This window comes from Micromonospora rifamycinica, assembly GCF_900090265.1.
Classification (GTDB): domain Bacteria; phylum Actinomycetota; class Actinomycetes; order Mycobacteriales; family Micromonosporaceae; genus Micromonospora; species Micromonospora rifamycinica.
Genome location: NZ_LT607752.1, coordinates 467728 through 491837 on the forward strand (window position 1 = coordinate 467728; position 24110 = coordinate 491837).

The 24110-nt window shown below is 74.5% G+C and carries 24 protein-coding genes and 1 riboswitch; of the genes, 5 read left to right on the forward strand and 19 right to left on the reverse strand.

Translation table 11 applies throughout. The annotated features are described in order from the left end of the window. Positions 1-50: 50 nt before the first annotated feature. From GA0070623_RS01935 to GA0070623_RS01955, 5 genes are all read right to left on the reverse strand, one after another. Complete coding sequence (locus GA0070623_RS01935; protein WP_067311152.1) at positions 51-1466, reverse strand: DUF6297 family protein; 1416 nt, start codon at positions 1464-1466, stop codon at positions 51-53. Position 1467: 1 nt separating this feature from the next. Further along, positions 1468-2085, reverse strand: coding sequence for an ABC transporter ATP-binding protein (locus GA0070623_RS01940; protein WP_231932622.1), 618 nt, complete (start codon positions 2083-2085; stop codon positions 1468-1470). A gap of 64 nt (positions 2086-2149) precedes the next feature. Further along, on the reverse strand, positions 2150-3073 hold the full coding sequence (locus GA0070623_RS01945) for a carbohydrate ABC transporter permease (RefSeq protein ID WP_067311154.1): 924 nt from the start codon (positions 3071-3073) through the stop codon (positions 2150-2152). Then, complete coding sequence (locus GA0070623_RS01950; protein WP_067311157.1) at positions 3070-4098, reverse strand: ABC transporter permease; 1029 nt, start codon at positions 4096-4098, stop codon at positions 3070-3072. The genes GA0070623_RS01945 and GA0070623_RS01950 overlap by 4 nt, the downstream gene beginning before the upstream one ends. Continuing rightward, a complete protein-coding gene (locus GA0070623_RS01955) occupies positions 4095-5774 on the reverse strand; it encodes an extracellular solute-binding protein (protein WP_067311160.1) in 1680 nt (559 codons plus the stop codon). Before GA0070623_RS01955 ends, GA0070623_RS01950 begins: the two co-directional genes overlap by 4 nt. Before the next feature lie 186 nt (positions 5775-5960). Between GA0070623_RS01955 and GA0070623_RS01960 the strand changes: the two genes are divergently transcribed. Continuing rightward, positions 5961-6491, forward strand: a complete 531-nt coding sequence (locus tag GA0070623_RS01960) for a P-loop NTPase family protein (protein WP_067311163.1) — start codon at positions 5961-5963, stop codon at positions 6489-6491. Between the two features lie 22 nt (positions 6492-6513). Here the strand turns inward: GA0070623_RS01960 and GA0070623_RS01965 are convergent, their stop codons facing one another. The 3 genes from GA0070623_RS01965 to GA0070623_RS01975 form a co-directional block, all read right to left on the reverse strand. Next, positions 6514-7359, reverse strand: coding sequence for a hypothetical protein (locus GA0070623_RS01965; protein WP_067311166.1), 846 nt, complete (start codon positions 7357-7359; stop codon positions 6514-6516). Then, positions 7349-7861 carry an RNA polymerase sigma factor gene (locus tag GA0070623_RS01970; RefSeq protein ID WP_067311168.1) on the reverse strand — a complete coding sequence of 171 codons (513 nt, stop codon included), beginning with the start codon at positions 7859-7861 and terminating at the stop codon, positions 7349-7351. Before GA0070623_RS01970 ends, GA0070623_RS01965 begins: the two co-directional genes overlap by 11 nt. Positions 7862-7967: 106 nt before the next feature. Further along, a complete protein-coding gene (locus GA0070623_RS01975; RefSeq protein ID WP_067311171.1) occupies positions 7968-8594 on the reverse strand; it encodes a hypothetical protein in 627 nt (208 codons plus the stop codon). Between the two features lie 377 nt (positions 8595-8971). On the opposite strand from GA0070623_RS01975, the gene GA0070623_RS01980 reads away from it, so the two are divergent. Next, positions 8972-9586: a dihydrofolate reductase family protein gene (locus GA0070623_RS01980; RefSeq protein WP_067311174.1), complete on the forward strand. Its 615-nt coding sequence runs from the start codon at positions 8972-8974 to the stop codon at positions 9584-9586. A 120-nt stretch (positions 9587-9706) separates the two neighbouring features. On the opposite strand, the gene GA0070623_RS01985 is transcribed toward GA0070623_RS01980, so the two are convergent. The 10 genes from GA0070623_RS01985 to GA0070623_RS02030 all read right to left on the reverse strand — a co-directional run bounded on the left by GA0070623_RS01985 (position 9707) and on the right by GA0070623_RS02030 (position 18276). Further along, positions 9707-10486 carry an ankyrin repeat domain-containing protein gene (locus GA0070623_RS01985; protein ID WP_197700031.1) on the reverse strand — a complete coding sequence of 260 codons (780 nt, stop codon included), beginning with the start codon at positions 10484-10486 and terminating at the stop codon, positions 9707-9709. Positions 10487-10531: 45 nt separating this feature from the next. Beyond that, positions 10532-11152 (reverse strand): histidine phosphatase family protein, encoded by a 621-nt coding sequence (locus GA0070623_RS01990; protein ID WP_197700032.1) that lies wholly within the window; start codon positions 11150-11152, stop codon positions 10532-10534. Then, positions 11149-11946, reverse strand: a complete 798-nt coding sequence (locus GA0070623_RS01995) for a CbtA family protein (RefSeq protein ID WP_067311176.1) — start codon at positions 11944-11946, stop codon at positions 11149-11151. The genes GA0070623_RS01990 and GA0070623_RS01995 overlap by 4 nt, the downstream gene beginning before the upstream one ends. Next, complete coding sequence (locus GA0070623_RS02000) at positions 11937-12140, reverse strand: CbtB domain-containing protein (RefSeq protein WP_084261432.1); 204 nt, start codon at positions 12138-12140, stop codon at positions 11937-11939. The genes GA0070623_RS01995 and GA0070623_RS02000 overlap by 10 nt, the downstream gene beginning before the upstream one ends. A gap of 34 nt (positions 12141-12174) precedes the next feature. Continuing rightward, positions 12175-12316: riboswitch (cobalamin riboswitch) on the reverse strand. 113 nt (positions 12317-12429) lie between these two features. Further along, positions 12430-13893: a PepSY-associated TM helix domain-containing protein gene (locus GA0070623_RS02005; protein ID WP_067311179.1), complete on the reverse strand. Its 1464-nt coding sequence runs from the start codon at positions 13891-13893 to the stop codon at positions 12430-12432. A gap of 321 nt (positions 13894-14214) precedes the next feature. Continuing rightward, positions 14215-14787, reverse strand: a complete 573-nt coding sequence (locus GA0070623_RS02010) for a copper resistance CopC family protein (RefSeq protein ID WP_067311181.1) — start codon at positions 14785-14787, stop codon at positions 14215-14217. A gap of 19 nt (positions 14788-14806) precedes the next feature. Next, positions 14807-16045 (reverse strand): Dyp-type peroxidase, encoded by a 1239-nt coding sequence (locus GA0070623_RS02015; protein ID WP_067311184.1) that lies wholly within the window; start codon positions 16043-16045, stop codon positions 14807-14809. After that, positions 16042-16644 (reverse strand): copper chaperone PCu(A)C, encoded by a 603-nt coding sequence (locus GA0070623_RS02020; protein WP_084261433.1) that lies wholly within the window; start codon positions 16642-16644, stop codon positions 16042-16044. Before GA0070623_RS02020 ends, GA0070623_RS02015 begins: the two co-directional genes overlap by 4 nt. 141 nt (positions 16645-16785) lie before the next feature. Beyond that, the gene (locus tag GA0070623_RS02025) at positions 16786-17631 is read right to left on the reverse strand and encodes a zf-HC2 domain-containing protein (protein ID WP_067311187.1); all 846 of its coding nucleotides are present in this window, start codon (positions 17629-17631) and stop codon (positions 16786-16788) included. Positions 17632-17706: 75 nt separating this feature from the next. After that, positions 17707-18276 carry a sigma-70 family RNA polymerase sigma factor gene (locus tag GA0070623_RS02030; RefSeq protein WP_067311190.1) on the reverse strand — a complete coding sequence of 190 codons (570 nt, stop codon included), beginning with the start codon at positions 18274-18276 and terminating at the stop codon, positions 17707-17709. Positions 18277-18658: 382 nt separating this feature from the next. Between GA0070623_RS02030 and GA0070623_RS02035 the strand changes: the two genes are divergently transcribed. Both GA0070623_RS02035 and pdxY read left to right on the forward strand, forming a co-directional pair. Continuing rightward, the gene (locus tag GA0070623_RS02035) at positions 18659-20704 is read left to right on the forward strand and encodes a copper resistance CopC family protein (RefSeq protein ID WP_231932623.1); all 2046 of its coding nucleotides are present in this window, start codon (positions 18659-18661) and stop codon (positions 20702-20704) included. 82 nt (positions 20705-20786) lie between these two features. Next, positions 20787-21638, forward strand: coding sequence for a pyridoxal kinase PdxY (gene pdxY / locus GA0070623_RS02040; protein ID WP_067306901.1), 852 nt, complete (start codon positions 20787-20789; stop codon positions 21636-21638). Between the two features lie 101 nt (positions 21639-21739). Here the strand turns inward: pdxY and GA0070623_RS02045 are convergent, their stop codons facing one another. Next, positions 21740-23134, reverse strand: a complete 1395-nt coding sequence (locus tag GA0070623_RS02045; protein WP_067306897.1) for an aminotransferase-like domain-containing protein — start codon at positions 23132-23134, stop codon at positions 21740-21742. On the opposite strand from GA0070623_RS02045, the gene GA0070623_RS02050 reads away from it, so the two are divergent. Further along, the gene (locus tag GA0070623_RS02050) at positions 23133-24095 is read left to right on the forward strand and encodes a DMT family transporter (protein ID WP_067306894.1); all 963 of its coding nucleotides are present in this window, start codon (positions 23133-23135) and stop codon (positions 24093-24095) included. The genes GA0070623_RS02045 and GA0070623_RS02050 overlap by 2 nt on opposite strands. The last annotated feature ends 15 nt before the right edge of the window (positions 24096-24110 follow it).

Here is a 24110-nt window from a genome sequence, read left to right on the forward strand (position 1 = left end):
CGGCCGTCCGGATCGGCCCGGCCCGTCGCCCGCCGGCCCGACCGGCGACGTCACCCCCACAGCAGCTGGACGACCACCAGCACGGCCACCAGGTCCGGGCCGCGCGACACCTGACGGACCAGGTCGACCGGCACCATCGCGAACGGGGTGTTGACCATCGCCCCGCCGTACCGCATGGGCGGGCGGGTGCCGGCCCAGAAGGCCGCCGCCACCACCCCGGGCAGCAGCACCGCGTCGAGCGGAACGGGGACCGGCCGCAGGGCGGGCAGGGTGGCCAGGTACCAGAGCGTGGCACCGACCGCTGGCACCACGAGGTGCGCCAGCCGCAGCACCGCGTCGCCGCCGCCGAGGGACCGCCGCAGGCCCGGGGAGCGGCTGACCGCCCGGAGCCCGCCGGTCAACCGACCGGTCGCCAGGTACGCCAGGACCACGTGCGCGGGACCGGCGATCGACGGCAGTGCCACCGCGACGGCGTACATGGTCAGCAGCGCCCCGGCCCAGCCGACCAGGGCGCCCCGGCGGCGCGACAACCGGCGTACCTCCGCCTGGAGCAGCACCGGGAACCGGCCACCGGCGCGGAACCGTCGACCGCGCACCAGCCCGACCGAGCGCCACCGGCGGCCCTCCACCAGCGCGGCGAGCAGCGACGGATCCAGCAGCACCGCGGCGGTCGTGGCGGCGTTGGCGAACTGTGCCCCGGTGGTCAGCGCCGCCCGGTCCACCCGCCCGAGCCGGCGGAGCGCGCGGACGGTCGACGCCACAGCGACCGGCAGCAGCGCCAGCCCGACGACGGCGGTGAGCGGCACCGGCGGCACCGGCAGCGACCAGCCGGCGGGGTGCCCGAGCACCACCAGCACCGCGATCGTGGCGGCGACGGAGGGCAGGCCGACGGCGGGCAGGCCCGCCCAGCGGGGCGTGGCGCGGGCGCTCTGGGCGACGACCGCCCACCCGGTCGCGGCGGCCCCGCAGGTGACCCCGGCCAGCGCCGCCCAGCCCAGGTCGGCCGGGTGGTCGGCGCCCCCGGCGAAGGCCGCCGCGACCGCCAGCAGCCCGGCACCGACGGTGCTCCCGCCGGCCAGCCCGGCGAACCGGGGGAGCAGCCACGCCCGGCGGTCCACCGGAGAGCTGACCAGCCAGGCCTGGGTGGCGGGGGTGACCAGCAGGGGTCCGATCAGCCGCAGACCCCACCAGGCGAGCCCGGCGCCCGCCGTCACGGCGGCGACGGCGATCCAGTACCGGTCGCCCGGCTCGGTCCGGGTGACCTGCGGGGTCACCAGGTGGTCGCGGATCGCGGCGACCGCGAACCAGCCGTACAGGGCGACGAAGAGGACCAGCACGTAGGCGTCGGTGAGCACCTCGCCCAGCGAACCCGGATGGTGTCGGCGGCGGGCCTGCCGCAGCCGGGCACGCAGGTGCCGGGGGGTGGGCGCGACCACCGGCGGCGGGGAGATCCGGGTCGAGGTCACCTCAGCCGCCGATCTCGATCCGCCGGTCGGCGACCGCGTCGATGAGGTCGGTGTCGTGCGAGGCCATCAACACCGCCGTGCCGGCCGCCTTCTCCCGCAGCAGCCGCCGCGTCAGCCAGGCCCGGCCCCGGACGTCGAGCCGCTGCTCCGGTTCGTCGAGGACGAGCAGCCGGCGTGGGCGGACGAAGCAGGAGGCCAGGGCGAGGCGGCGGCGCTGCCCGCTGGACAGGGTCGCCGGAAGCTGGTCGCGGGCCGGTTGCAGACCGAGTTCGGTGAGCACCTCCTCGACCGGGTCGGCGGTGCCACCGTGGGCGTAGGCGACCAGTTCGAGGTGCTCGACGACGGACAGGTCCGGAAAGAAGTCGATGTCGTCGAGGGCGGCGGCGACCGCCGCGCGGACCCGGGGGTCGGTCTCGTCGCAGCGACGCCCGTCGAGCAGCACCTCACCCCCGTCGGGGCGGTCCGCGCCGACGACGCAGCGCAGCAGGGTGGTCTTGCCCGAGCCGTTCGGCCCGACGACGACCGCGACCTGCCCGGCGTCGAGGTGGAAGCGCACGTCGTCCAGGACGACCAGCGCGCCGAACCGGCGGGTCAGCCCGCGTACGGCAAGGGTGCTCACAAACAGCCACTGTCGCACGCGGGCCGGTGTGGCCGCCGACCCGCCCCGACCGGGCGGCGCGCGGTCAGCCCTTGACGGCGCCGATCAGCACGCCCTTGATGAAGTGCCGTTGGATGAACGGGTAGACCGCGACGATCGGGGCCACGGTGAGGACCACCACCGCCATCTTGATCGCCTCGGTCGGTGGCATGGACACCCCGGTGGTGCCGCCGGAGGTGTGCGGGGCCTGGCCGGCCAGCAGGTAGCTCTGCAACACCCGCTGGATCGGGTACATGTCGTTGCGGTCGATGAACAGCAGCGCGTCGAACCAGACGTTCCAGTAGCTCACCGCGTAGAACAGCCCCACCACCGCGATGACCGCCCGGGACAGCGGCAGCACGATCCGGACCAGGGTACGGAAGTGGCTGGCCCCGTCGACCCGGGCGCTGTCCAGCAGCTCCTGCGGGATGGCCTGGAAGAAGCCGCGCACCACCACCAGGTTGAACACGCTGATCGCCGGGGGCAGGATCAGCGCCCAGATGGTGTCCTTGAGGCCCAGTCCGGTCACCACCAGGTATTTCGGCACCAGCGGCGGATAGACCAGGAACGGGACCAGGAAGTAGATCAGCAGCCACCGGTAGCCCACCGACCGCGGCTGGGACAACCCGTACGCGGCCAGCACGGTCACGGTCAACGCCAGCGCGCTGCCGATGACGGTGACCAGCGTGCTGATCCACAGCGCCCGGGTGACCGCCCCACCGGCGAAGATCGTCTCGTAGGCCGCGGTGTCGATGCCCCGGGGGATGACGACGATGCCACCGGCCTCGGCGAGGGTCTCCCGGGAGGACAGGCTGGTCACCAGGATCACCCAGAGTGGAAAGAGCACGCTGAGCACGAGCAGACCCAGGAAGGTGGCCTTGAGCCCCTGGCCGATCCGGGTCGGTGGCTCCTCCCACACCGGCCGGCGGTTGCGTCCGGTGCGGGCCCGCAGTGCGACGGTCTCGGTCATTTCGAGTAGATCCCCCGTTCGCCGAGCAGGTGGGCGACCCGGTTGGCGGCCAGGATCAGGCCCAGCCCGATCGCGGCCTTGAACAGGCCGGCCGCCGCGCCGTAGCCGTAGTTCCCGGTGGCGATGGAGAAGTGGTAGACGAACGTGTCGAGCACCTCGGCGGCCTGCCGGCCCACCGCCTCACGTTGCAGCAGGAACTGTTCGAAGCCGACCGAGAGCGCGTCGCCCAGCCGCAGGATGAGCAGCAGCACGATCACCGGTCGCAGGCCGGGCAGGGTGATGTGCCACAGCCGGCGCCATCGGCCGGCGCCATCGGCCGCCGCCGCCTCGTAGAGGCTGGTGTCGATCGTGGACAGCGCGGCGAGGAAGACGATGGTCCCCCAGCCGACGTCCTTCCAGACCGCCTCGGCGGTGACCAGGATGATGAAGGTGTCCGGGTTGGTCATCACGTTCCACGGCTGCATCCCGGCGTCGCGCATGGTCTGCGCCAGCAGGCCGGCGCCGCCGAGCATGGCGACGAAGAAGCTGACCACCAGCACCCAGCTGAAGAAGTGCGGCAGATAGACGACGGTCTGCACGAAGCCGCGCCACCGGCTGGACAGCAGGTTGTGCAGCATGATCGCCAGGAAGATCGGCAGCGGGAAGAAGAAGACCAGCTGGAAGGCGGTGATCGCCAGGGTGTTGCGGAACGCCTCCCAGAAGGCCGAGTCCTCGAACAACAGCTGGAACTGCCCGAAGCCGATCCAGTTGCTGCGCGCGAACGCCTGCAACGGGTTGTCCCCCAGGTAGGGGTTGTAGTCCTGGAAGGCGATGACGTTGCCCAGGATCGGCAGGTAGCTGAAGACCAGCAGGACGAGGAAGCCGGGCGTCACCATGGCCAGCAGCTGCCAGTCCCGCCGCAGCCGGGTGCGCAGCGGCACCCGGCGTGCGCGTGCCGGGCGCAGGCGGTGCCGCGCCCGGGTGGTGGGCCCGTCGGGCCGGGTCCGGTCGGACCCGGCCACGACGGTGGTGTCGCGAGTGGTCATCGCCCGGCCTTGGGCAGCGACCTGGCGAGCAGTTCCCGCGCTTCATCGCCCCCGTTCGCCTTCCACTCCTGCACGATGGCGTCGATGTCGGAGAGTGGCCGGCGGCCCCGCAGCATGTCGGTGATCTTGTCCTCGGTGGGCACCTGGTTGGCCTTGTACGCGGCCGGCATCTCCAGCTTCACGCCGTCCCAGGGGTCCTTCTCCAGGTACTTCACCATGGCGTTGGAGTAGTTCAGGAGATCCGGCACGTAGTTCGGGGTCTCCGGGTACGGGCCGATGGTCGGGTTGCGACCGCTGATGAAGAAGTACTGGTTGGCGATCTCCTTGAACGCCAGGTCGGTCTTGACCGGCCCGTTGGGCGTGCTGGTGTGGTGCTTGCCCGCCACCCCGTAGTCGCGGAGCTGCGCCTCCTGCGTGCCGAGCGGCGCGGAGCACCAGTTCATGATCCGCAGTAGCTCCTCGACCCGCTCCTTGCCCACCCCCTTCTTGACGAAGGTGAACGAGATCGGCTCGTCGTCGCCCCAGACCAGCGGGTCGCCGCCGGTGGCGGAGAAGACCGGCACCGGCTGGATGTTCAGCTTGGCGTTGACCTTCTGGTGCTCGGCCTGGGCGCCCTGCCAGAAACCCACCCCGTTGCGGGTGAAGACGATCGCGCCGTTCTTGGCGAACAACTGGGCGCTGTCCGCGCCTCTGGTGGCGATGATCTCGGGGTGGACCAGGCCGTCCTTGTAGATCTTGGCCATCACCTCGACGGCCTGCCGGTACTCCGGGGTCTCGTACTTGAACTCCGGAGTACCGTCGGCCTTCAGCCGCCAGCCCTGCTTGGAGGCCGGCACCTTGTGGTACATCTGGATCATGTCGAAGACGTTGTCGAACGCCCACACCTTCTTGGCCGGGTCGGTGACCTGCTTGGCCACGGTGAGCAGGTCGTCGAGCGACGCCGGCACCGCCAGCCCGCGCGCGTCGAGCAGGTCCTTGCGGGTGAACAGCGCCCAGGGGAACGGCCCGTCGGTCGGGTTGGGCACGGCCATCAGCCGCTCGTTCCACAGCGAGTTGCGCCAGGCCCCGCTCGGGAACGAGGCCAGCATCGGGTACGCGTTGGCCGCGTCGCCCTTGAGGTGGTCGGTGAGGTCCTCGAAGAGCACCTTGATCGCCTCGGCGAAGCGCGGGATCTTGTCCACTTCCCATTGGGGCACGCAGAGCAGATCCGGGACGTCCCGGGCGCCGAGCATCGCGTTGAGCTTGTCCGCGTAGGTGTTGCCGTCCTGGATGGTGAAGTTGACCGGGGTGCCCAGCTCGGCGTTCACCGCCTGCAGGTAGGCGCTCTGCGCGACCCCGGGTGGGGCCGGACCCCACGCCGGGGTCATCGCGGTGACCTCCTTGCCGCTGGTGCCCGGCCGCTCGGTGATCGCGTCGACCAGCGAGGTGGGGTACTTCGTGTAGCCGTCGGGCACCGGTCGGGTGCCGACGATGTCGGGCTTGATGCTCTGCGCGAGATCCTGCTGCCTCGGCAGCAGGTCGGCGTAGGAGTCCAGGTTCTGTGCGGCGCCGGAGCCGGCCGGCTTCTCGGAGCACCCGGCGAGCAGGGGGCCGCCGGCGATGGCGGCCGTGCCGAGGCCGACCAGGCCGAGGAAGTGTCGGCGCGAGGCTGTCGAGCCGGGTTCATGGGGTGTCATCGGTCCCCCTTCGAGAAGGGTCGGTGGCGGATTCGCAGGTTGGGGCGAGCTAGTTGGTCTGGATGTTAAACAAACTAATGGACGGCGGGAGATTCCTACAAGGGGCATCGATGTCCCGGCCTCGCCCCGCACGGGGCGGCCCCGTCACGACGAGCGGTTCCCGGACCGGCTGCGTAGGCTCCCGGCATGAGCGCACCGTCCCGCATCCTGGTCTACGGGGTGTACGGCGCGGGCAAGTCCACCCTGGCAGCGGTGCTGGCCGACCGGCTGCGACTGCCCTGGCACCCGGTCGACGACCTGCTGTGGCTACCCGGCTGGGTGGAGGTGCCGGTCGACCGGCAGCGCACCCGGATCACCCAGATCTGCCAGGAGGAACGCTGGATCCTCGACGGGGCCTACCACGGGTGGCGGGACGTGCCGCTGGCCCGCGCCGACCTGGTCGTCGCCCTGGACTACCCGCGCTGGCGCTCGTTCGGCCGGCTGCTGCGCCGTACCCTGAGCCGGCTGGTGACCGGGGAGGAGATCTGCAACGGCAACCGCGAGTCACTGGGCAGCGTGCTGTCCCGGGACTCGATCCTGGTCTGGCACGTCGGCGCGTTCGCCCGGGCCCGCCGACGGATGCGGGCCTGGCAGGCCGACCCGACCGCGCCGCCGGTGCTGCTGTTCCGCTCCCCGGCCGAACTGGACCGCTGGGTGGCCACCCTGCCCCGCCGGTGAGCGGGCCCGGGCCGGCGAACCGTCAGGAGCGCGGCGCGGCGCCGTTGTCGACGAACCGGAACACCGTGTCCAGGGTGGCGTCGCCCAGCTCCTCCAGGATCAGGCCGCGCTGGCTGGAGTACTGGAGATAGGCGGAGCTGTTGCTGATCGCGTAGGTCCGCTTGCCACCCTCCGAGCCGCTCACCACGATCGAGAACAACTGGCGCGGTTCCGTCGGCAGGCAGGGGGCCGCCGCGACGGTCAGCGGAGCGGAACCCGCCGACTGGACCTGCCAGCAGGCCCGGTCCCCGTCGGCGTCCGGCTCGGCGGTACGGACCAGATAGTGACCGGACTTCTGCGGCACGAACACGAACAGCCGACGCCCCTCCTCGCCGTCGACCTCTCCGAGACCGCCGTCGTCGAGCAGGGACACCACCGACTCCGCGGCCGACGTCCGGATCAGCACGAACTGCCGCTGGCCCAGCCCCAGCGGATCGGTGCGCGGCGCACCCGACGAGGGACTGCCCGAACTGCCCGTCGTGCTCGGCGGGGGACTGCCCGAACCACCCGTCGGCCCCCCGGTGGCCGGTGCCCGGGAGGTACCCGGGGTCGGCGTGACCGACGGGGTGCCCGGCGGCGGACCCGGCGTCCGGCCGTCCGGCCCGGCCGGCAGGGTGCCGTGCGGGGCGTCGGCGAGGCGGACCGCGGTGACACCGGCCCCCAGCGCGCCCACCAGGGCGACCCCCAGCGCGGCGGTCGCCACCTGCCGACGCCGCCGCCGGATGTCGCCCCGCCGCCGGACCTCGGTGACCGGGGCGAGTCGGCCGGTCTGCCGGGCGTGCCGGGCCAGCCCGTGCAGAGCCCCGTCGAGCGTGTCGTCAGGCTCCATGGCTCCTCCCGCCCGTTGTCTGGTGTTCGCCGCCGGTCAGATAACTGGCCAGCCCCCGGCGTCCCCGGGCCAGCCGGGTCTTGACGGTGTTCGGATTCGTCCGGGTCTCCACGGCGATCTCGGTCACACTGAGGCCGACCAGATGGTGCAGCACGATGACCCGACGCTGCTCGGCGGGGATCCGCCGCAACGCCTCGACCAGCGCGACGTGGTCCACGGAGACCGCCTCGACCTGCTGGCCGACCGCCTCCCGGCGGTGCGCCCGGACCCGGTTCACCGCCTTGCGCCACGCGCTCACCGCGACCCGGTAGGCGACCTTGCGCACCCATGCCTCGGGGCTGTCACACTCCCGCACGGTCGACCACCGCCCCCAGGCACGGGCGTACGCCTCGGCCACCGCGTCCTCGGCCTCGGTGCGGCTGCCGACCATCGCGTACACCTGCCCCAGCACCCGCTGGGCCGAGGAGGCGTAGAACGCGTCGAACTCCTCGGCGTCACGCATTGATCAAGCTCTCCACCTGCCCGGTCGCATCTGGTCCACCTCTCAGCCACCCCGGCCCGGCCGGACCGGTCGGGACCGCCCCCCGTCCGATCCGACCGGCCCGACGTCACCGGCCGACGGGTGCCGGTCCGTTGTCGTTGAACCGGAAGCTGCTCGTCGGCTCGGCGTCGCCCAGCTCCTCGAGGATGAGACCGTACCGGGACGAGTGGCGCAGGAACGCCCCGGCACTACTGATCAGGTACGACGGGGTGGTGCCGGCGGCGGTCATGATCTCGAACTGCTGGCGGGGGTCGTCAGCCTTGCAGGTGGCGGCCTGCACCACCAGCGGCTGCGTGTTGCCCGGGTTGTGCACCCGCCAGCACAGCGGCCCGGCACTCGACCGCGAGTACGCCTTGAGGAGGTACCGCTGCCCGCCCACCGGGGTCGGCACGAAGAGCTGCCGACCCTGGTCGTCGTCGACCTCGGCCAGCCGCCCCGAGTCGGTCAGCGACAGGCCGCCCTCGAACGCGCCGACCCGCACGATCGTGTACTGGCGGTTGCCCGACAACCCACGCGGCGCGGTGCTGGTCTTCGGCGGCGTGGCCGACAACCCCGCCGGCACGGCCACCACCGGCTGCTCCACCGGGGCCGGTGGCACGTCGCCGCCACCCGGCCGGGTGTCCACGGCGCAGGCGGCCAGCGCACCGGTCAGGGCCAGCAGGCCGGCGCCGGTGAACCATCGCTTCATCGACATTGTCCGCTCCTCAGGATGGGTGGTGTGGGCGGCGGGTCGCGTCGACCTGTCGTCCTCGCCGGTGGGCGATTCACCCGTCAGGACGTCCGCCACGGCCACCCGGTTTCACCTCCGCCGAGATTTCTCCGCCGACCCGCCGCCGAGATTTCTCCGCCGACCTGCCGCTGCGCCGACCCGCCGATCCGCCGATCGCCGACCTGCCGCTGCGCCGACCCGCCGATCTGCCGCCGCGCCCGCTGATCCGCCGATCCACCGCCGGGCGTGGGGCGGGTGGGGTGACCAGGAACGGCGCGCGGCGGATGGGCCGGATCCGCGGCGGAGTTTTGGGATGCTGTGATGATCCGGCACGACATCGCCCGACTGGAAGGGAACCTCCGATGGCAAAGGTCATCTCCACCCTGTTCACCTCGGCCGACGGGGTGGCCGAGATCGACCCCGACTGGCACTTCCCGTACTTCGACGACAACATGGGCCGGGCGGTCACCGAGGACTACGGCACCGCCGACGTGCTGCTGTTCGGCCGGGAGACCTACGACAGCTTCGCCGGGGCGTGGCCCGACCGGGAGGCCGCGGGCGGCGACGACGCGCCCTTCGCCAAGCAGCTCGGCGACCTGCGCAAGGTGGTCGCCTCGCGGCAGCCCCGGGAGCTCGCCTGGCGCAACTCCGAGCTGCTCGACGGGGATCTCGTCGAGGCCGTCACCGCCCTGCGTGACGACCCCGGGGTGGGGGGCGTCCTCATCCCCGGCTCGATCTCGGTGGTGCAGCAGCTGTTGGCCGCCGGGCTGGTCGACGAACTGCGGCTGCTGGTGCATCCGGTCGCGGCGCGCAAGGGCCGCCGGTTGTTCGACGACGGGGACACGCCGTACCACCTGCGGGTGACGGCGACCGAGGCCTACCCGACCGGGGTGATCCGGGTGATCTACGCGCCGGCCGGTGCGCCCGCCGCCGCCGACTACGACGCGGCCAAGGAGCAGTTGGCCGCCGGGGAGTAGCCCCCGCCCGCGCGGACCGCCCGGCCCCCGCCGGCCACCGGTGTCGCGTGCCGCCGGCCGCCACCGACGTCGGGTGGCGTCGACCCGGTCGGTGGTCCGCGCGGCGACGCCGCCGACCTGTCAGGCCGGCGGCCGGTGGCCCAGCTCGGCGGCGGTACGGCCGCCCTGGGCACGCAACCAGTGGACCAACTCGACGGCACCACGCCGGACGGCCGCGTCCAGCGCCGTGCGGTGCTCCCACGGTGGCACCCAGTCGAGCCGCGCGCCCCGCTCCCACAGATGGGCGGCGCAGGACTGCCGACCGCCGTGACACGCTCCCCAGAACGCCGCGTCGACCTCGCCCGACGACGGCCGGGTGACACCGGTGAACGCCTGCTCCACCCGGTCGAGCAGGCCGAGCGTGGCCGCGTCGGTGAGGGTGGTGCGGGCACCCCGGACGACGAGCCGGTATCCGGCCCGCCACTGGGCGAAGGCCCGCGCGTCGGCGAGCGGCGTGCCCCCGCCGATCACGCCCCCGGGCGCCTCGATGTCGGCACCGGCATCCAGGAGCGCGTCGATGACGTCCACGTCGTCGCAGCTGGCCGCCCAGTGCAGCGGGGTTTCGCGGTGCGGGCCGGCGAACCGGGCGTCGACGTCGGCACCGGCGGCGACCAGGACGGCCACGGTGGCGGCGCCGTGCGGAAACCGGCCCGGCCAGTCGGTGACCACGTGCAGCAGCGTGCGGGACCTGACCCCGGGGACGTCCGGGCCGGCCGGCCGGTCGACGAGGCGCGCGGTGGCCAGCCCCGGGTGCGCGGTGAGCAGCCGCCGCAGCGTGGTGAGGTCACCGCCGCGGATCGCCCCGGACACCGCGACCGCCAGCGGGTCGTCGACCGGTAGCAGCAGGGATCCACCCGTCACCCGGGCGACCCTACCCGGCGGCGTCCGGAGGCACCGGCCCGGCGGTCAGCCGATGGCCGGTGCGCCGGCTGCGGATCCGACCGGCGGGGCGGTGAACTGGAGCTGCCACCGGGAGCCGTAGCGGCTGAGCCGCACCACCGCCAGCGGGGCGACGTCGAGCCGGAACAGGGCGGCCGTCGGGAGCTGCAACACGTGCCCGACCGCCACCCGGACCACCATCGGATGGGTCACCGCCACCACCCGGCCGCCCCCGCCGAGCCCGCCGTCGAGCCAGGCCCCGACCCGCTCGCGCAGCGCGACGAGGGACTCCCCGCCGTGCGGTGCGGCCTCCGGTGTCTCCCACCATCGCCGCAGCGCGTCCGGCTCCCGGGCACCCACGTCCGCCAGGCTCCGCCCCGACCAGCCGCCGTACCCGCAGTCGGCCAACGCGGCCTCGACGGTGGGGTGCAGACCGAGAGCGTACGCGGTCTGCACCGCCGCCAGCGCCGGGCTGGTCAGGCAGCGTTCCCCGGTGCCCAGCGGCCCGCCCCGTCCCTGCCCGGCCAGAGCGAGGGCGGCCCGCCGGCCGCCCTCGTCCAGGTCATCGTCACCCGCGCCGAACACCGCCCGCCGCAGGGCGGCGGTATGGGCGTGGGCGACCAGCCGCAGGCCGGTCGTCGGGGTCACGGGTGGATCGGTGTTCCCGTGCCGATCATCGGCTCACCGGGCTGACCGACGGCGGACCGCCCGCCGCCGGCCGTCAGTGCGCTGAACAGCAGGCCGAGCGCCGTCCAGAGCACCACCTGGGTGCCGAGGGCGGCCAGCCGGAAGTTCCACAGCAGGGTCGCCGGGAAGTCGTCCGGCACCTCCTGGAAAGCAGGCAGCACGACGTAGCCGACGACGGTGACCAGCAGGAACCCCCCGGTGGCCGCCCCGAACCGCTGCCACGGCGGCGCGTCGGCGCGGATCGACCGGTAGCCGAGCGACCCGGACCAGACCGCCACCAGGCCGAGCACCACCAGGGCCAGGTAGGCCGCGGTGCGCTGGTCGATGGTGTCGGGGTTGCCGACCGCCGGCGGATTGGCCGGGTATTTCAGGAACGGCACGACCACCGCGCCGAGCAGGGCACCACCGGCGAGCAGCAGCGCCGACCGGCCGTCGTCGGTGCCGGGCCGACGGCGGCGCAGGAGCAGGTACGCGGTCGCCAACAGGCCACCCATCGCGGCCCCGAAGAGACCGGTGGCCAGGAACAGGCCGGCGCGCTGGCCGTCCCGGCCGACCAGCTCGTCGGCGTGGTGGTCGTCGGCCACCGGACCGGCATGGGTCGCCGCCTCCTCGATGGCGATGGCCGCTTCGATGCGCGGCTCACCGACGAGGTAGCCGAAGGCCCCCGCGAGCAGGCCGGCGACGAGACCGGCGAGCAGACCGCGGAGCAGGACGCTGGTGAACGTGGGGGGATGACGGACAGGGGTCAGTGGCACGGGACACCGAGCAGGTGCCGGCCGTCGTGCATGAGCTCGTGCAGGTACATGCCGCTGCGCGAGACCGCGCCCTGGTCGAACGCGACCAGGTAGGTGAGCAGCAGGAGTACGGCGACGACGGCCAGGGCCGCCCCCCACACGCGGGCCGACCCGACGGGGTGGACCAACGGCTGGGCGGAAGTGGGACTCGACATGGGACACGAACCTTCCCGGGGATGACGCGTCCCCATCGCAAGGCTGCGGACGACCGAGCGTCCTGGCTCGCGGATCCGTCGACGACGGAACCGCTCACAGTGGCGCGACCGCGCCGGATTCTCACCGGCTTACCTCGCGACGCCGCAGATAGTGGATCGACCGTAACGGCGCGACCCCCGACCGGTCAATCGTCACCACGTGGAATGTGAGCCGACCGGTCGGGAACCGGCGACGCGGCGGGTCGACCGTCCGCGTCCGGCGGCCCATCCCGGGGCGGCCGGACGCGGGTCATCGGCCGGCGGGTGCCGGTGCGGTGGCGGGACGGCGTCGTCGGGAGACTGCACCCAGGACGGTGTCGACGGCGAGGAAGGCGAGCAGGGTGAGCCCGAACAGGGGCAGCGCCCAGCCGACCGCCGCGGTCACCGGCACGCCGACGAGCAGGACCCAGCGCGGTAGGCCACGGACGCCGCCCCGGGCCGGTGGGGTGCCGGCGCGAGCGCGCCGGTCGCTGCGGGTGGGTCGACGTTGCCACCACATGCGGTAGCCCCAGACGATGACGCAGAGCAGCCCGAGGGCCAGCGCTGCGAGCAGGATCTGGTTGACCGGGCCGAAGAGGACGCCCATGTGGGCCTGGATGCCGAGGCCGCTGAGCTGGGCCAGCAGCGGCCAGTCGGCGAAGTCGCTGCGGGCGGTGACCGTGGCCGTGGCGGGGTCGACGGCGACCCGGTCCTTCGCGACGGGCCAGGTGTTGTCGACCTGGGTGACCGTCCAGGCCGAGCCCGGCTCGGGGGCCGGGGCGATCTCGACCGGACCGGCCAGCCCGGCCGTCCGGGCGGCGGTCAGCACCCGGTCGAAGGCGGCCGACTCGACCACTCCGCCCCCTGTGGACATGCCGTGATGGCCGCCGCCGGTGTCGGTCGGGTTGCCCGGCGTGGCGGTGAGGGCGGTGGAGAGCTGCGGGGCGCGGGCGTCGAGCGAGTCGAGGCCGGCACCGAAGTTCGCCCCCGCGTACCGGGACCAGGTCAACCCGGTCGCCGAGAGGAACAGCAGGCCGACGGTGAGCCACACCCCGAGGGTGGCGTGCCAGCCCCGGGTCCGGCGGACGCCCCGGGCGGCGGACAGGTCCGGCACGAGCAGATGCCGCACGGTGGCCCGGGAGGCGCGGCGGCGACGCCACCACAGCACGACCCCGCCCAGCGCGATGACCCACAACCAGCTCGCGGCCAACTCCGAGTAGTGCCGGCCCGCCACCCCCAGGTGCAGGTTGCGGTGCAGGTCGTCCAGCCAGGTGGTGGCCGGCGTGGAGCCGAACCAGGTGGTCAACTGGCCCTGCACCCGGGCCGTGTACGGGTCGACGTACACGGTGTGCTGCTTCTCGCCGTACTCCGGTGCCGAGAACACCACCCGCGTGGTCCGGTCGCCCGTACCGGGCTGCACCGACGTGACGCTGCCCTCGGGGTGGGCGTTGCGCGCCGCCCCGACCTGGTCGGCCACCGGCAGTGGCCGCTCACCCACCCCGGTGACCGTCAACCGGTCGCCGTAGAGCACCCCGTCCACCTGCGGAGCCACCGTGTAGGCCAACCCGGTCAACGCGGCGATCAGCAGGAAGGGAGCGACCAGCACCCCCGCGTAGAAGTGCAGCCGCAGCAGCAGTGCGCCCAACGGTGAACCGCCACGGGTCGGTCGGGTGGGCGGGTCGGCGGGTGGCGCGGGTTCCGGCCTCGGCGGGCCGGACAACTCGGTGACAGACATACTCATCCGATCGGAATAGTCGAAATGAAGCCGTTGGTCGCCCCGTGCCCGCGGGGTGGGTCGGTGTGCGTGGTGCCGGCGTCGCCCGATGAGATAGTCGGAGCGGCCGCCCCGACGGTTCCCGGGAATGTCCCGACCGGCACCGACGCCGGTCGGTGCGGGTGTCCACGCCAGACCGGCACCGGTGCCGGAACCCTCGCCGCGCCGGTCAGGTCCCACCGGTCCGGCCGGGTCGGCACCGCCCGGCGGTGGTCGCGGCTGCCGGCGCTCACCGTGGGGCCGACACCGGAGGGTCCGGTCCCGTCGTCCCGGGGTCGGCCCTCAGCGGCGCGGTGACCGGCGTCGCCAGCGGAGCACACCGACGGCCAGGATGAGGACGACCGCCGCGCCGCCGGCCACGCCCAGGATGGTGCCCCGGCCTCTCCCGTCCCCGGCCGTCACGGCGGCGACGGCCGGGGAGGCCGGCCCGGTCGTGGGCACGGCGGTCGGCGCAGCAGCGCCGGCCGGGTCGGCCACGGTGAACGGGTACGACCCCTGCACCGGGTGCCCGTCGGCGGACACCACCCGGTACGCCACGGTGTACGTCCCGTTGGGCAGGGTGTCGGTCAGCTGGACGGTGCTCTTCGTCCCGGTGACCACCGGATCGCCGGTGGGGACGCGCCGTTTCGTCCCGTCGGTGAGCACGATGGTGGTGAAGGCCGGGTCCAGCCGGGCCAGGAACTCGAGCGTGATCTCGGTGGGCGCGCTGGGCAGCATCGCCTCCCGGGCCGGGGAGGCCGAGGTGAGGCTGTTGTGCGCCCGGGCCGGTGTCGCGGCGACGAGCAGCGCCAGCCCGGCGGCCAGCAGCGCGGCGGCGAGCCGGACGACGGCGGAACGGCGGGACGGTGTGATCATGATGCTCCGTCGGGCCGGCTCATCCGAGCACCTGCTGGCCGATCCAGCCGTCCGGCGGGCAGCCGGGCGGGACGGCGAAGACGGCGGAGCCGATCGGGGTGGTCCACTCGTTGAGCAGGTCCCGCTCGGCCAGCCGGCGTTGGATGGGCAGGAACTGCGCGGTGATGTCGGCCTGGTAGGCGGCGAAGATCAGTCCACTGTCGGCGTGCCCCTGCGGGGTCGGCACGCCGTCGTAGTTGTAGGGACGGCGCAGGATCTTCTGCCGGTCGTCGGTGACGCGGGCCCGGGTGAGGTGGGAGAAGTCGGGGATGACGGTGAGACCGTCGTCGCCGGTGGCGGCGAAGTCGGGCTCGTCGTGTTCGGCGGTGCCGGTGAGCGGCGCACCGGTGTCGAGGCGACGCCCGACGGCCAGCTCGCGGTCGGTCCGGCCGAGCAGGTCCCAGGTCTCCAGGTCCATGCGGATCCGGCGGACCACCAGGGTGGTGCTGTCCCGGAGCCAGGCCGGCCCGTCGGGAACCCACACGGCGGTGTCCAGCGGAGCCCCGGGGCGGGGGTTGGCGGTGCCGTCGAGCTGGCCGAACAGGTTGCGCTGGGTGTGGCCGGCGGGTTCGACGCCGGGGCCGCGCCGGAAGCCCTGCTGCACCCAGCGGACGGTGGCGAAGGGCCTGCTGTCCTTGACCAGCACCCGTTGGGCGTGGGCGACGGTCACCGCGTCGTCGGCGCAGATCTGCAGCAGCAGGTCCCCACCGGACCAGGCCGGCTGGAGCCGGTCGATCCGCAACGACGGCAGGTCGACCACCGATGCCGGCCGCCGGTCGTCCAGGCCGGCGGCCCGGTACAGGCCGGGGCCGAAACCGAAGGTCACGGTGAGTCGGGCGGGCAGCAGCCCGAGCTCCGCCTCGGTGTCGGCCAACGCCGGTCGACCCTGGGTGAGGCGGGCGGCGTCGTCGGTGAGCAGCCGCAGCAACCGGCCCAGCGCCGCCCGGTCGGTCCCCGGTCGCAGGGTGAAGGCGACGAACGCCGCGTGCGCCTGCGGCTCGGTGGCCACCCCCGCCTGCCGGGGCCCGTGGAAGGGCTCCACCAGACCGCCGACGGCCGCCACCGGAACCGGCTGCGCCCCGGGTGGCCGGTCGGCGGCCTCCCCGTCACCGACGGTGGCGACCACCGCGCCACCGGCCAGCGCGCCGCCCGCGGCCAGCGTCCCGCCGGCGAGCAGGCCCCGGCGGCTGACCGTGCGGGTGCTCGGGCTGCCGGTCACGACGTCGGACCGGTGGTCGGCTGCCCACCCGTGCCCGGCGTCGGTGCACCGTGGCCGGGGGCGTAGCTCTCCTGTGCACCGGTGAACGGCTTGGCCACGGCGACGAACCGCTGGGTCCGGCCGTCACCGAAGGTGAGGGTCACGGTGAGTTCGTCACCGGCCCGCACCGGCTGGCTCAGGTCCATCAGCATCAGGTGGTCACCACCGGGCTCCAGCACGTGGACGCCCTTCGCCCGGATCACGATGCCGCCCTGCTTCTGCCGCATGACCATCGCGCCGTCCTTCATGGTCATCTCGTGCAGTTCCATCGGGGACACGGGCGTGGCGGCCGAGGCCAGCGTCACGTCGGTGTCGCCGTCGTTGACCAGGGTTCCGAAGACCGCCGTCATGCCCCTGTCGGCCGCCTTGACCCACGGATCGCGGATACCGAGCACCCCCGCCGGGCTCGCCGCCGCCGACGCCGCCGGGCCCGACCGCGCGGTCGCCGACGGGTCGGAGGGGCCGCAGCCGGCGACGCCGACCGCCAGCACCGCCGCGCAGGCGGTGGCCAGGACGCCGGGCGCACGTCGGCGCTGCCCCAGGTGACCGGTGGTACGCATGGTTTTCCTCCGTTATGTTGGCTTCTGCCCCGTTGGTCGGTCAGCGGCCACCGAAAGTTCCCGGCCGTGTCGATCGGATCCCGACGGCCGATCCGTCCCGTCGGGTCAGGCCCGTTCGTCGGGTCAGGCCCGTCCGTCGGGTCAGGCCGCCGTCCGGTCGTGGGTGTGTGCCGAACCGGGGTGCGGCGGCAGCAACCGCAGCGCCGGCGTGGGGGTCGGCCCGTCCTCCCGGGGCAGCCGCCAGGCGGGGCGGTCGGGGCGACCGCGTCCCGCCGGGCCGTCCGGCCGCAGCCGGGGCCGGGAGAGGGCGACCACGATCAGATAGCCGGCGAGCAGGAAACCGTGGCTGACCAGCCGGGTCGGATCGACCCGTCCGGTCACCAGGTCGTTGGCCGAGAGCAGCACGAGCGCCCCGACGAAGGCGCTCAGGGTCGGCAGTAACCCGCTGGTGGGGGTGCGCCGGGCCGCCACGAAGAGGAAACCCGCCCCGACGGCGATGTTCCACGCGGCGGACTCGTGCCACAGGTGTCCCGACGTCAGGGTGTCGAGCGCGCCGTGGGCGTGGCCGCCGGCCGGACCCCGACCGACCTGGACCAGCCCCAGCACCAGTTGCAGGGCGCCGATCAGGGCCAGGCCGGCGCGCAGGCTGAGCACCAGGCGCTCCCGCCACCGCCGGGGCGCGGGCAGCGTGGCCAGGACGACCCCGGCGAGATCGGGGCCGACGAGCGCGGGGCGGGACCGGTCGGGTTCGGGGCCGGCGGGCGGGGGAGAGGGCTGGGCGGGGGAGAGGGCGACGAGCCCGGGGCGGGGCTGATCCGGGGCGACGAGCGTCAGGCGGGACCGCCGGGTCAGCGTCGCGGCCAGCGCGAACCAGTCCCGGCAGCCCGCGCACCGGCCCAGGTGGTCGTCGGCTGCGGTTCGCTCGGCGGGGGTCTCCTCGCCGTCGAGCTGCGCCGACAGGATCTCACGCCACTGCTCGCACCCCATGTACCGGTAGTCGGTGCGCGGGCGGTCCTGGTTCCCGTGCCGGGCCGGCGGGTGTGGTCCGCGTCCCGGTACCGCTCAGCCGGCGGCGCTTCCCGGCCTGCGGCGGAGCGACCGGGGATCGCCGTCGACCGCGAGGACGAGATCCTCGCGGGCCCGCGCGACCCGGGAGCGGATGGTCCCGACCGGGCAGCCGCAGACCTCGGCCGCCTCGGCGTAGGACAGGCCGAGGACCTGGGTGGCGACGAACGCCTCGCGGCGGTCGGCGGGCAGCGCCAGCAGGAGGTCGTTGAGGACCACCTCGCCGTCGAAGCCGCTGTCCCGGGCGTCGGGCCTGTCGTGCCACTCGGACAGCGGGACGGTCCGCGGTCGGGAGGTGGCGGCGCGGACGTGGTCGACGGCGGTGCGGCGGGCGATGCCGAGCAGCCAGGTACGGGCCGACGAGCGGGCGGCGAACGACGGGAGCGACCGCATGGCCCGCAGGTAGGTCTCCTGGGTGAGGTCGTCGGCCTCGGCCGGGCTGATCAGGTGGGCGACGAACCGCCGTACGTGCTGCTGGGTCGCCCGGATGAACCGGGCCGCGGCCTCCCGGTCACCCCGGCCCGCGGCCAGCGCCCACGCGGTGATCTCCGCGTCGTCGTCGGTCACCTGCCACCTCCGTGTCCGGTGCTACCGGCCGCCATGGTCCGGCATCACCCCGTCGGCCGTCACGACGGGGTGTAGTAGGTCCCGGGTGAGCGTACGGCATACCCGGCGTCACCCCCGCCCACTGGTACGGGTGGGAGCCGTCGGCGGATCACTTCCGCGCCCGGTCGTCGCGCGGGTGCCGCCGGCAGTGGTGGGTGAACCGTCGGCGAGTTTTGGACACCGCGACTCGATGTTGGGTATCGGCGACCAAAACTTTTGCCATCTGCGTAAAAAGTTCGTGAACTGTTGCGTGAAGTCCACGCTTCGTGAGGATGATCCGATGCGCCGTCTCCCTCCGACCCGCGGACTCGTCGGACGTGCCCTCACGGGGCTCCTCGCGTCCGTGCTCGCCTCAGCGACCGTCCTCCTCCCCGCCCCCCGGCCGGCGCAGGCGCACGGCACGCTGGCGATGTCCACCCCCGCCGCCGGCGCCACGGTGGCCGGGCCGCTGACCGAGGTGGAGCTCTACTTCACCGAGCAGGTCGCCGCCAACGCGTACTTCACCGTCACCGCCCCCGGCGGCGCCCGGGTCGACGCCGGCTGGCGGCAGGGCACCCCCCGGCCGCTCGACAAGCCGGTACGGGAGTACCTGATGGTCGACGGGAAGTTCGAGCCCAGGGAGTACAGCACGGGGTTCCCGGCGGTGGTGGCGCTCTCCCACCTCCCGGCGGCGGGGCAGTACGCGGTGAGTTACCTGTCGGTGGCCTCCGACGGCGAGCCGGTGCGGGGCACGATGAGCTTCCGGTACACCGGTCGGGTGACGGCGGCCCCGCAGGGCTGGCGTGCCCCGGTCGACCAGCCGGACCCGGCGCTGGTGGCCGCCGCCGAGCAGCACGCCAGCTCGGGACACACCGCCGGCCCGGCCCCGGGTGGCCCGGCGGCGTCGGCGGTGCCGACCGCGCCCTCGTCGACCGCCGCCCCGGCCTCCCCGTCGGCCGCCGCCACCGACGACGAGGGCGGCCTCGGGTGGCTGGCGTGGACCGGCGCCGTGGCGCTGGTCGTGGCGGCGGTCGGCTACGCGGGTTGGCGGCGCCGCCCGGTGCCGGCCGGGCGACCGGTCGGCCGCTCCGGCGGCCGGCAGCGCGGGCCGGCCACCACCCGGCGGCGGGACGCGACCGCCCGCCCGGGACGGTCCGCGACGACGGCCGGCCGGAAGGGCACCGCCCGTACCGCCGCCACCCAGCGTGCCGCGGCCAGTCCCCGGACCGCCGCCGCGACGCGGGTCACCGCCGCCACACGTGCCACCACCACGGCACGTACCACCACCGCGCGCACTCCCGCCACCACCGCTCCGCGCGTCCCCGCGGCCACCACGCAGACCGCCGCCCCGCCTTCCGGGGTGACCGTCGCCCCGCCGGCCGCCACCACCGCCCCGCCCGCCGGGGCGACCGACCGGGTGGCCGGCGACGGTCTCGCCCCGGCCGGTGCCGACGTGGCGCTGACCGGGGCCGGCGTGGCCCCCGGTTCGCGGCTGGGTAACCGGAACCTCGCGCTGGTGGTGGGCGGCCTGGTGGTCGCCCTGCTGGCCGGCTTCGGGCTGGGACGGATCGGTGCCGACACGCCGCCGGCCACCCGGACCGGCGGGACGGCACCGGCCACCGGGCCGGTCGCCGCGGCGGGGGACGGACACCAGCACGGGCCGGGCACCGGACCGCACACCCATCCCGGCGACGGGGGCGGGGCATCGGGCCAGGTGACCGGGCTGTCGGTCAACGCCGGTGGCTACACCGTCCAGCCGACGACCCGGTCCCAGCCGGCCGGCGTACGGGTGGACTACCAGTTCCGGATCGTCGGGACCGACGGTCGGCCGGCCACCCGGTTCGCGGTCGTCCACGAGAAGCAGTTGCACCTGGTCGTGGTGGGCCGCGACCTGAGCGGCTACCAGCACCTGCACCCGACGATGGCGGCCGACGGCACCTGGAGCGTCCCGCTGACGCTGGCCCGGCCCGGCGGCTACCGCATCTACGCGGACTTCTCGGTGACCGGGGCCGACGGCACCGCCCTGCCGCTGGTCCTCGGCGTCGACCACCAGGTTCCCGGTGCGCAGACGCCGGCCCCGCTGCCGGCGGCCCAGCCGACGGCGACGGCCGGGCCGTTCGCGGTGACGATGACCGGCACCCCCACGGTCGGCGTGACCGTGCCGCTGTCCTTCCGGGTCGACGGACTCGACCCGGCGCGGCTGGAGCGCTACCTGGGGGCGTACGGGCATCTGGTGGTGGTGCGCGAGGGGGACCTGGGCTACGTGCACGTCCACCCGGAGCCGGAACTGGTGGACGGGGCGGTCCAGTTCTGGCTGACCACACCGAGCGCGGGCCGCTACCGGGCGTACTTCGACTTCCAGGTCGACGGGAAGGTGCACACCGGGGAGTACACGCTCGACCTGACCTGACCTGAGCGCCGACGGGGCGGTGGCGGGCGGGGCCGGTCGGAGGGCGGCCCGGGGTCGGCCGTCCGTCCGGCATGATGGGCCGGTGAGAATCCTGTCCATCCAGTCGTCGGTCGCCTACGGCCACGTCGGCAACTCGGCGGCCGTGTTCCCCCTGCAACGGCTCGGGCACGAGGTCTGGCCGGTGCTGACCGTGCACTTCTCCAACCACACCGGGTACGGGGCCTGGCGGGGGCCGCTGCTGGCCCCGGCCGACGTGGCGGAGGTGATCGAGGGAATCGCCGACCGTGGCGTGCTCGGCAGCGCCGACGCGGTGCTGTCGGGATACCAGGGCGACCCGGCGATGGGTGCGGTGATCCTCGCCGCGGTGGAGCGGATCAAGGCGGCCAACCCGGCGGCGGTGTACTGCTGCGACCCGGTGATGGGCGACACCGGCCGGGGGATGTTCGTCCGGCCCGGCATCCCGGAGTACCTGCGTGACGTGGTGGTGCCGCGCGCCGACATCATCACCCCGAACCACTTCGAGCTGGACTTCCTCGCCGGCCGGGCGACCACCTCCCTCGACGCGGTGCTGGACGCCGTGGACGTGGTGCGGGCGACCGGTCCGCGACACGTCCTGGTCACCAGCGTGCTGCACGGCGAGGTGCCGGCCGGCTCGCTGGAGGTGCTGGCCGTCTCGGACGAGGGCGCCTGGTCGGTGACCACCCCGCTGCTGCCGATCAGCCCCAACGGGGGTGGCGACGTGACCGCGGCGCTCTACCTGGCGCACCTGCGGACGACGGGATCGCCGGCGACGGCGCTGGAGCGCACCGTCGCCTCGGTCTTCACCGTGCTGGAGCGGACCCTCGCGGCGGGCACCCGGGAGATCCAGCTGATCGCGGCCCAGGACGCGATCGCCGATCCACCGACCCGGTTCGCCGCCCGCCGGCTGCGTTGACCGCCGGTCGGTCGGATCAGCCGCGTTGACCGCGGGTCGGCGGTGTCAGCCGCGTTGACGCCGGTCGGCGGTGTCACCCGGGCCGGCTGCGCCGGGCGGGATCAGCCGGCGCGCAGGGCACGGGCGAGCCGGTGGACGGCCTCGTCCATCAGGTCGGGCGGGGCGGACGCGTAGCTGAGCCGCAGGTGCGGGGCGGGCGGCTCGGCGGCGTACCAGGGGCGGCCGGGGAAGACGACGACGCCGGCGGTGGCTGCGGCGGCGGCCAGCGTGACGTCGTCGGTCCCCTCGGGCAGGCGGACCCACAGGTGCAGGCCGCCACGCGGGACCGGCTGCCCGGCGAGCTCGGGCAGGTGCCGGTGGAGCGCGGTGAGCAGCGCCTCGCGGCGGGCGCGCAGCGCGGTGCGCAGGGTGCGCCGGTGCCGCTCCCAGGCCGGGCCGCTGACGAACTCCATGGTGGCCTGTTGCAGCGGCCCGGCGACGAAGAAGTCGTCGAGCAGTCTCGCGGCCCGCAACCGGAGGCCGGCCGGGCCGCGGGCGCCGATCGCGGCGATCCGCAGGCCGGGGGCGGCAGACTTGGTCAGCGACCGCAGGTAGACGACGTGCCCGTCGGGGTCGTCGGTGACCAGCGGCGGCGGGGGCGACCCGTCGATGGCGAGGTCACGGGCGTAGTCGTCCTCGATCAGGAAGGCCCCGGCGTCGCGTACCGCCTCGGCCACCCGGGCCCGACGACGCGCCGTGAGCGTCGCGCCGTGCGGGTTGGCGTACAGCGGCTGGCAGTAGAACAACCGCGCGCCGGTGCGGGCGAACGCGGCGGCGAGCTGGTCGGGGCGTACCCCGTCGGCGTCGGTGGGGACCGGCACCACCCGCAGCCCGGCGGCCCGGGCGGCGGCCAGCGCGCCCAGGTAGGTCGGTGACTCGACGAGCAGGGTGTCGCCGGGCGCGGCGAGGGCGCGCAGCGCCGACGACAGGGCGGCCTGACCACCGGAACAGATCACCATATCCTCGGCGCGCAGCGCACCCCCGGCCTCCCGGGCGAACCAGGCCCGCAGATCGGCCCGGCCGTGCGCCGGGTCGCGCTGCCAGGACGCGGGTTGCCGGGCGGCGCGGGTGAGCGCCGCGCCGAGCGCGGCGGCAGGCTGGAGATCGGCGTCCAGGTAGCCGCCGGAGAGCGGGATCGCCCCGGCGGGCGGCAGCGCCAGCAGCGCCCGCATCTCGTCCTCGCCGGGCCGGCCGGGGCCCAGCGCCACGGTCTGCCAGGACAGGTCGGCGGCGGGTGCCGGCCGGGGCGGGACGGCCACGAAGGTGCCCCGGCCGGCGCGTGCCTCGATCAGCCCCTCGGCGACCAGCTGCCGGACGGCGGCGGCGACGGTGACCGGGGAGGCGTGGTGCCGGGAGGTCAGCTCGCGGACCGACGGCAGCCGGGCGCCGGGAACCGCGACAGCCACCGAGCGGCGCAGATCGTCGATAACACGCTCGACTGCGTTATCGTGTTCCATGAGAGCTGAGAGTAACGCTACTGTGCCCGTCGCGGTAACAGCCGACCGGTCGACCGGCCTCGTCCTGGGCGCGCTGGGCGTCTGCGCCTTCAGCCTGTCGCTGCCGGCCACCCGGGTCGCGGTGCAGCAGCTCGACCCGTGGTTCGTCGCCTTCGGCCGGGCTGTCGGCGCGGCGCTGCTGGCCTGGGCGTACCTCCGGTTCACCGGTGCCCCACGACCCACCCGCGACCAGCGCCGGCGACTGGCGGTCGTCGCCCTCGGCGTGGTGGTCGGCTTCCCGCTGTTCACCTCGCTGGCGCTGCTCGACCAGACCGCCGCGCACGGCGCGGTCGTCATCACCGTGCTGCCGGCCGTCACGGCCGTGTTCGCGGTGCTGCGCAGTGGGGAACGGCCGCCGCCGCTGTTCTGGATCGCCAGCGGCGGCGGGCTGCTGACGGTGCTGGTCTTCCTCGCCGTCGGGGGCGTGGTGCGCGGTGCGCCGGCCCCGTCGGACCTGTTCCTGCTCGTCGCGGTCGTGCTCTGCGGCCTCGGGTACGCCGAGGGCGGCGCACTCGCCCGCGAGCTGGGCGGCGCCCGGACGATCTGCTGGGCACTGTGGTACGCGCTGCCGGCCACCGGTGTGGCCACCCTGGTCACCGCCGTGGCCCGTCCGCCGTCGGCCGACGCCGTCGCCTGGTCGGCATTCGGCTACCTGACCGTGGTCTCCATGTTCCTCGGCTTCTTCGCCTGGTACGCCGGACTGGCCCGGGGCGGCATCGCCCGGGTCGGCCAGCTCCAGCTCGCCCAGCCGGTGCTCACCCTGCTCTGGTCGGCGCTGCTGCTCGGGGAGCGGGTGCCGGTCGGCGCGCTCGGCGCGGCCCTGCTGGTGCTGGTGAGCGTCGTGCTGATCCAGCGCACCCGGGACCGGGCCGTGACGCCACACCCACGCCCGCACCCGGAACGCGATCCCGCCCGGGGATAGCCCCCCGGGGGCCGG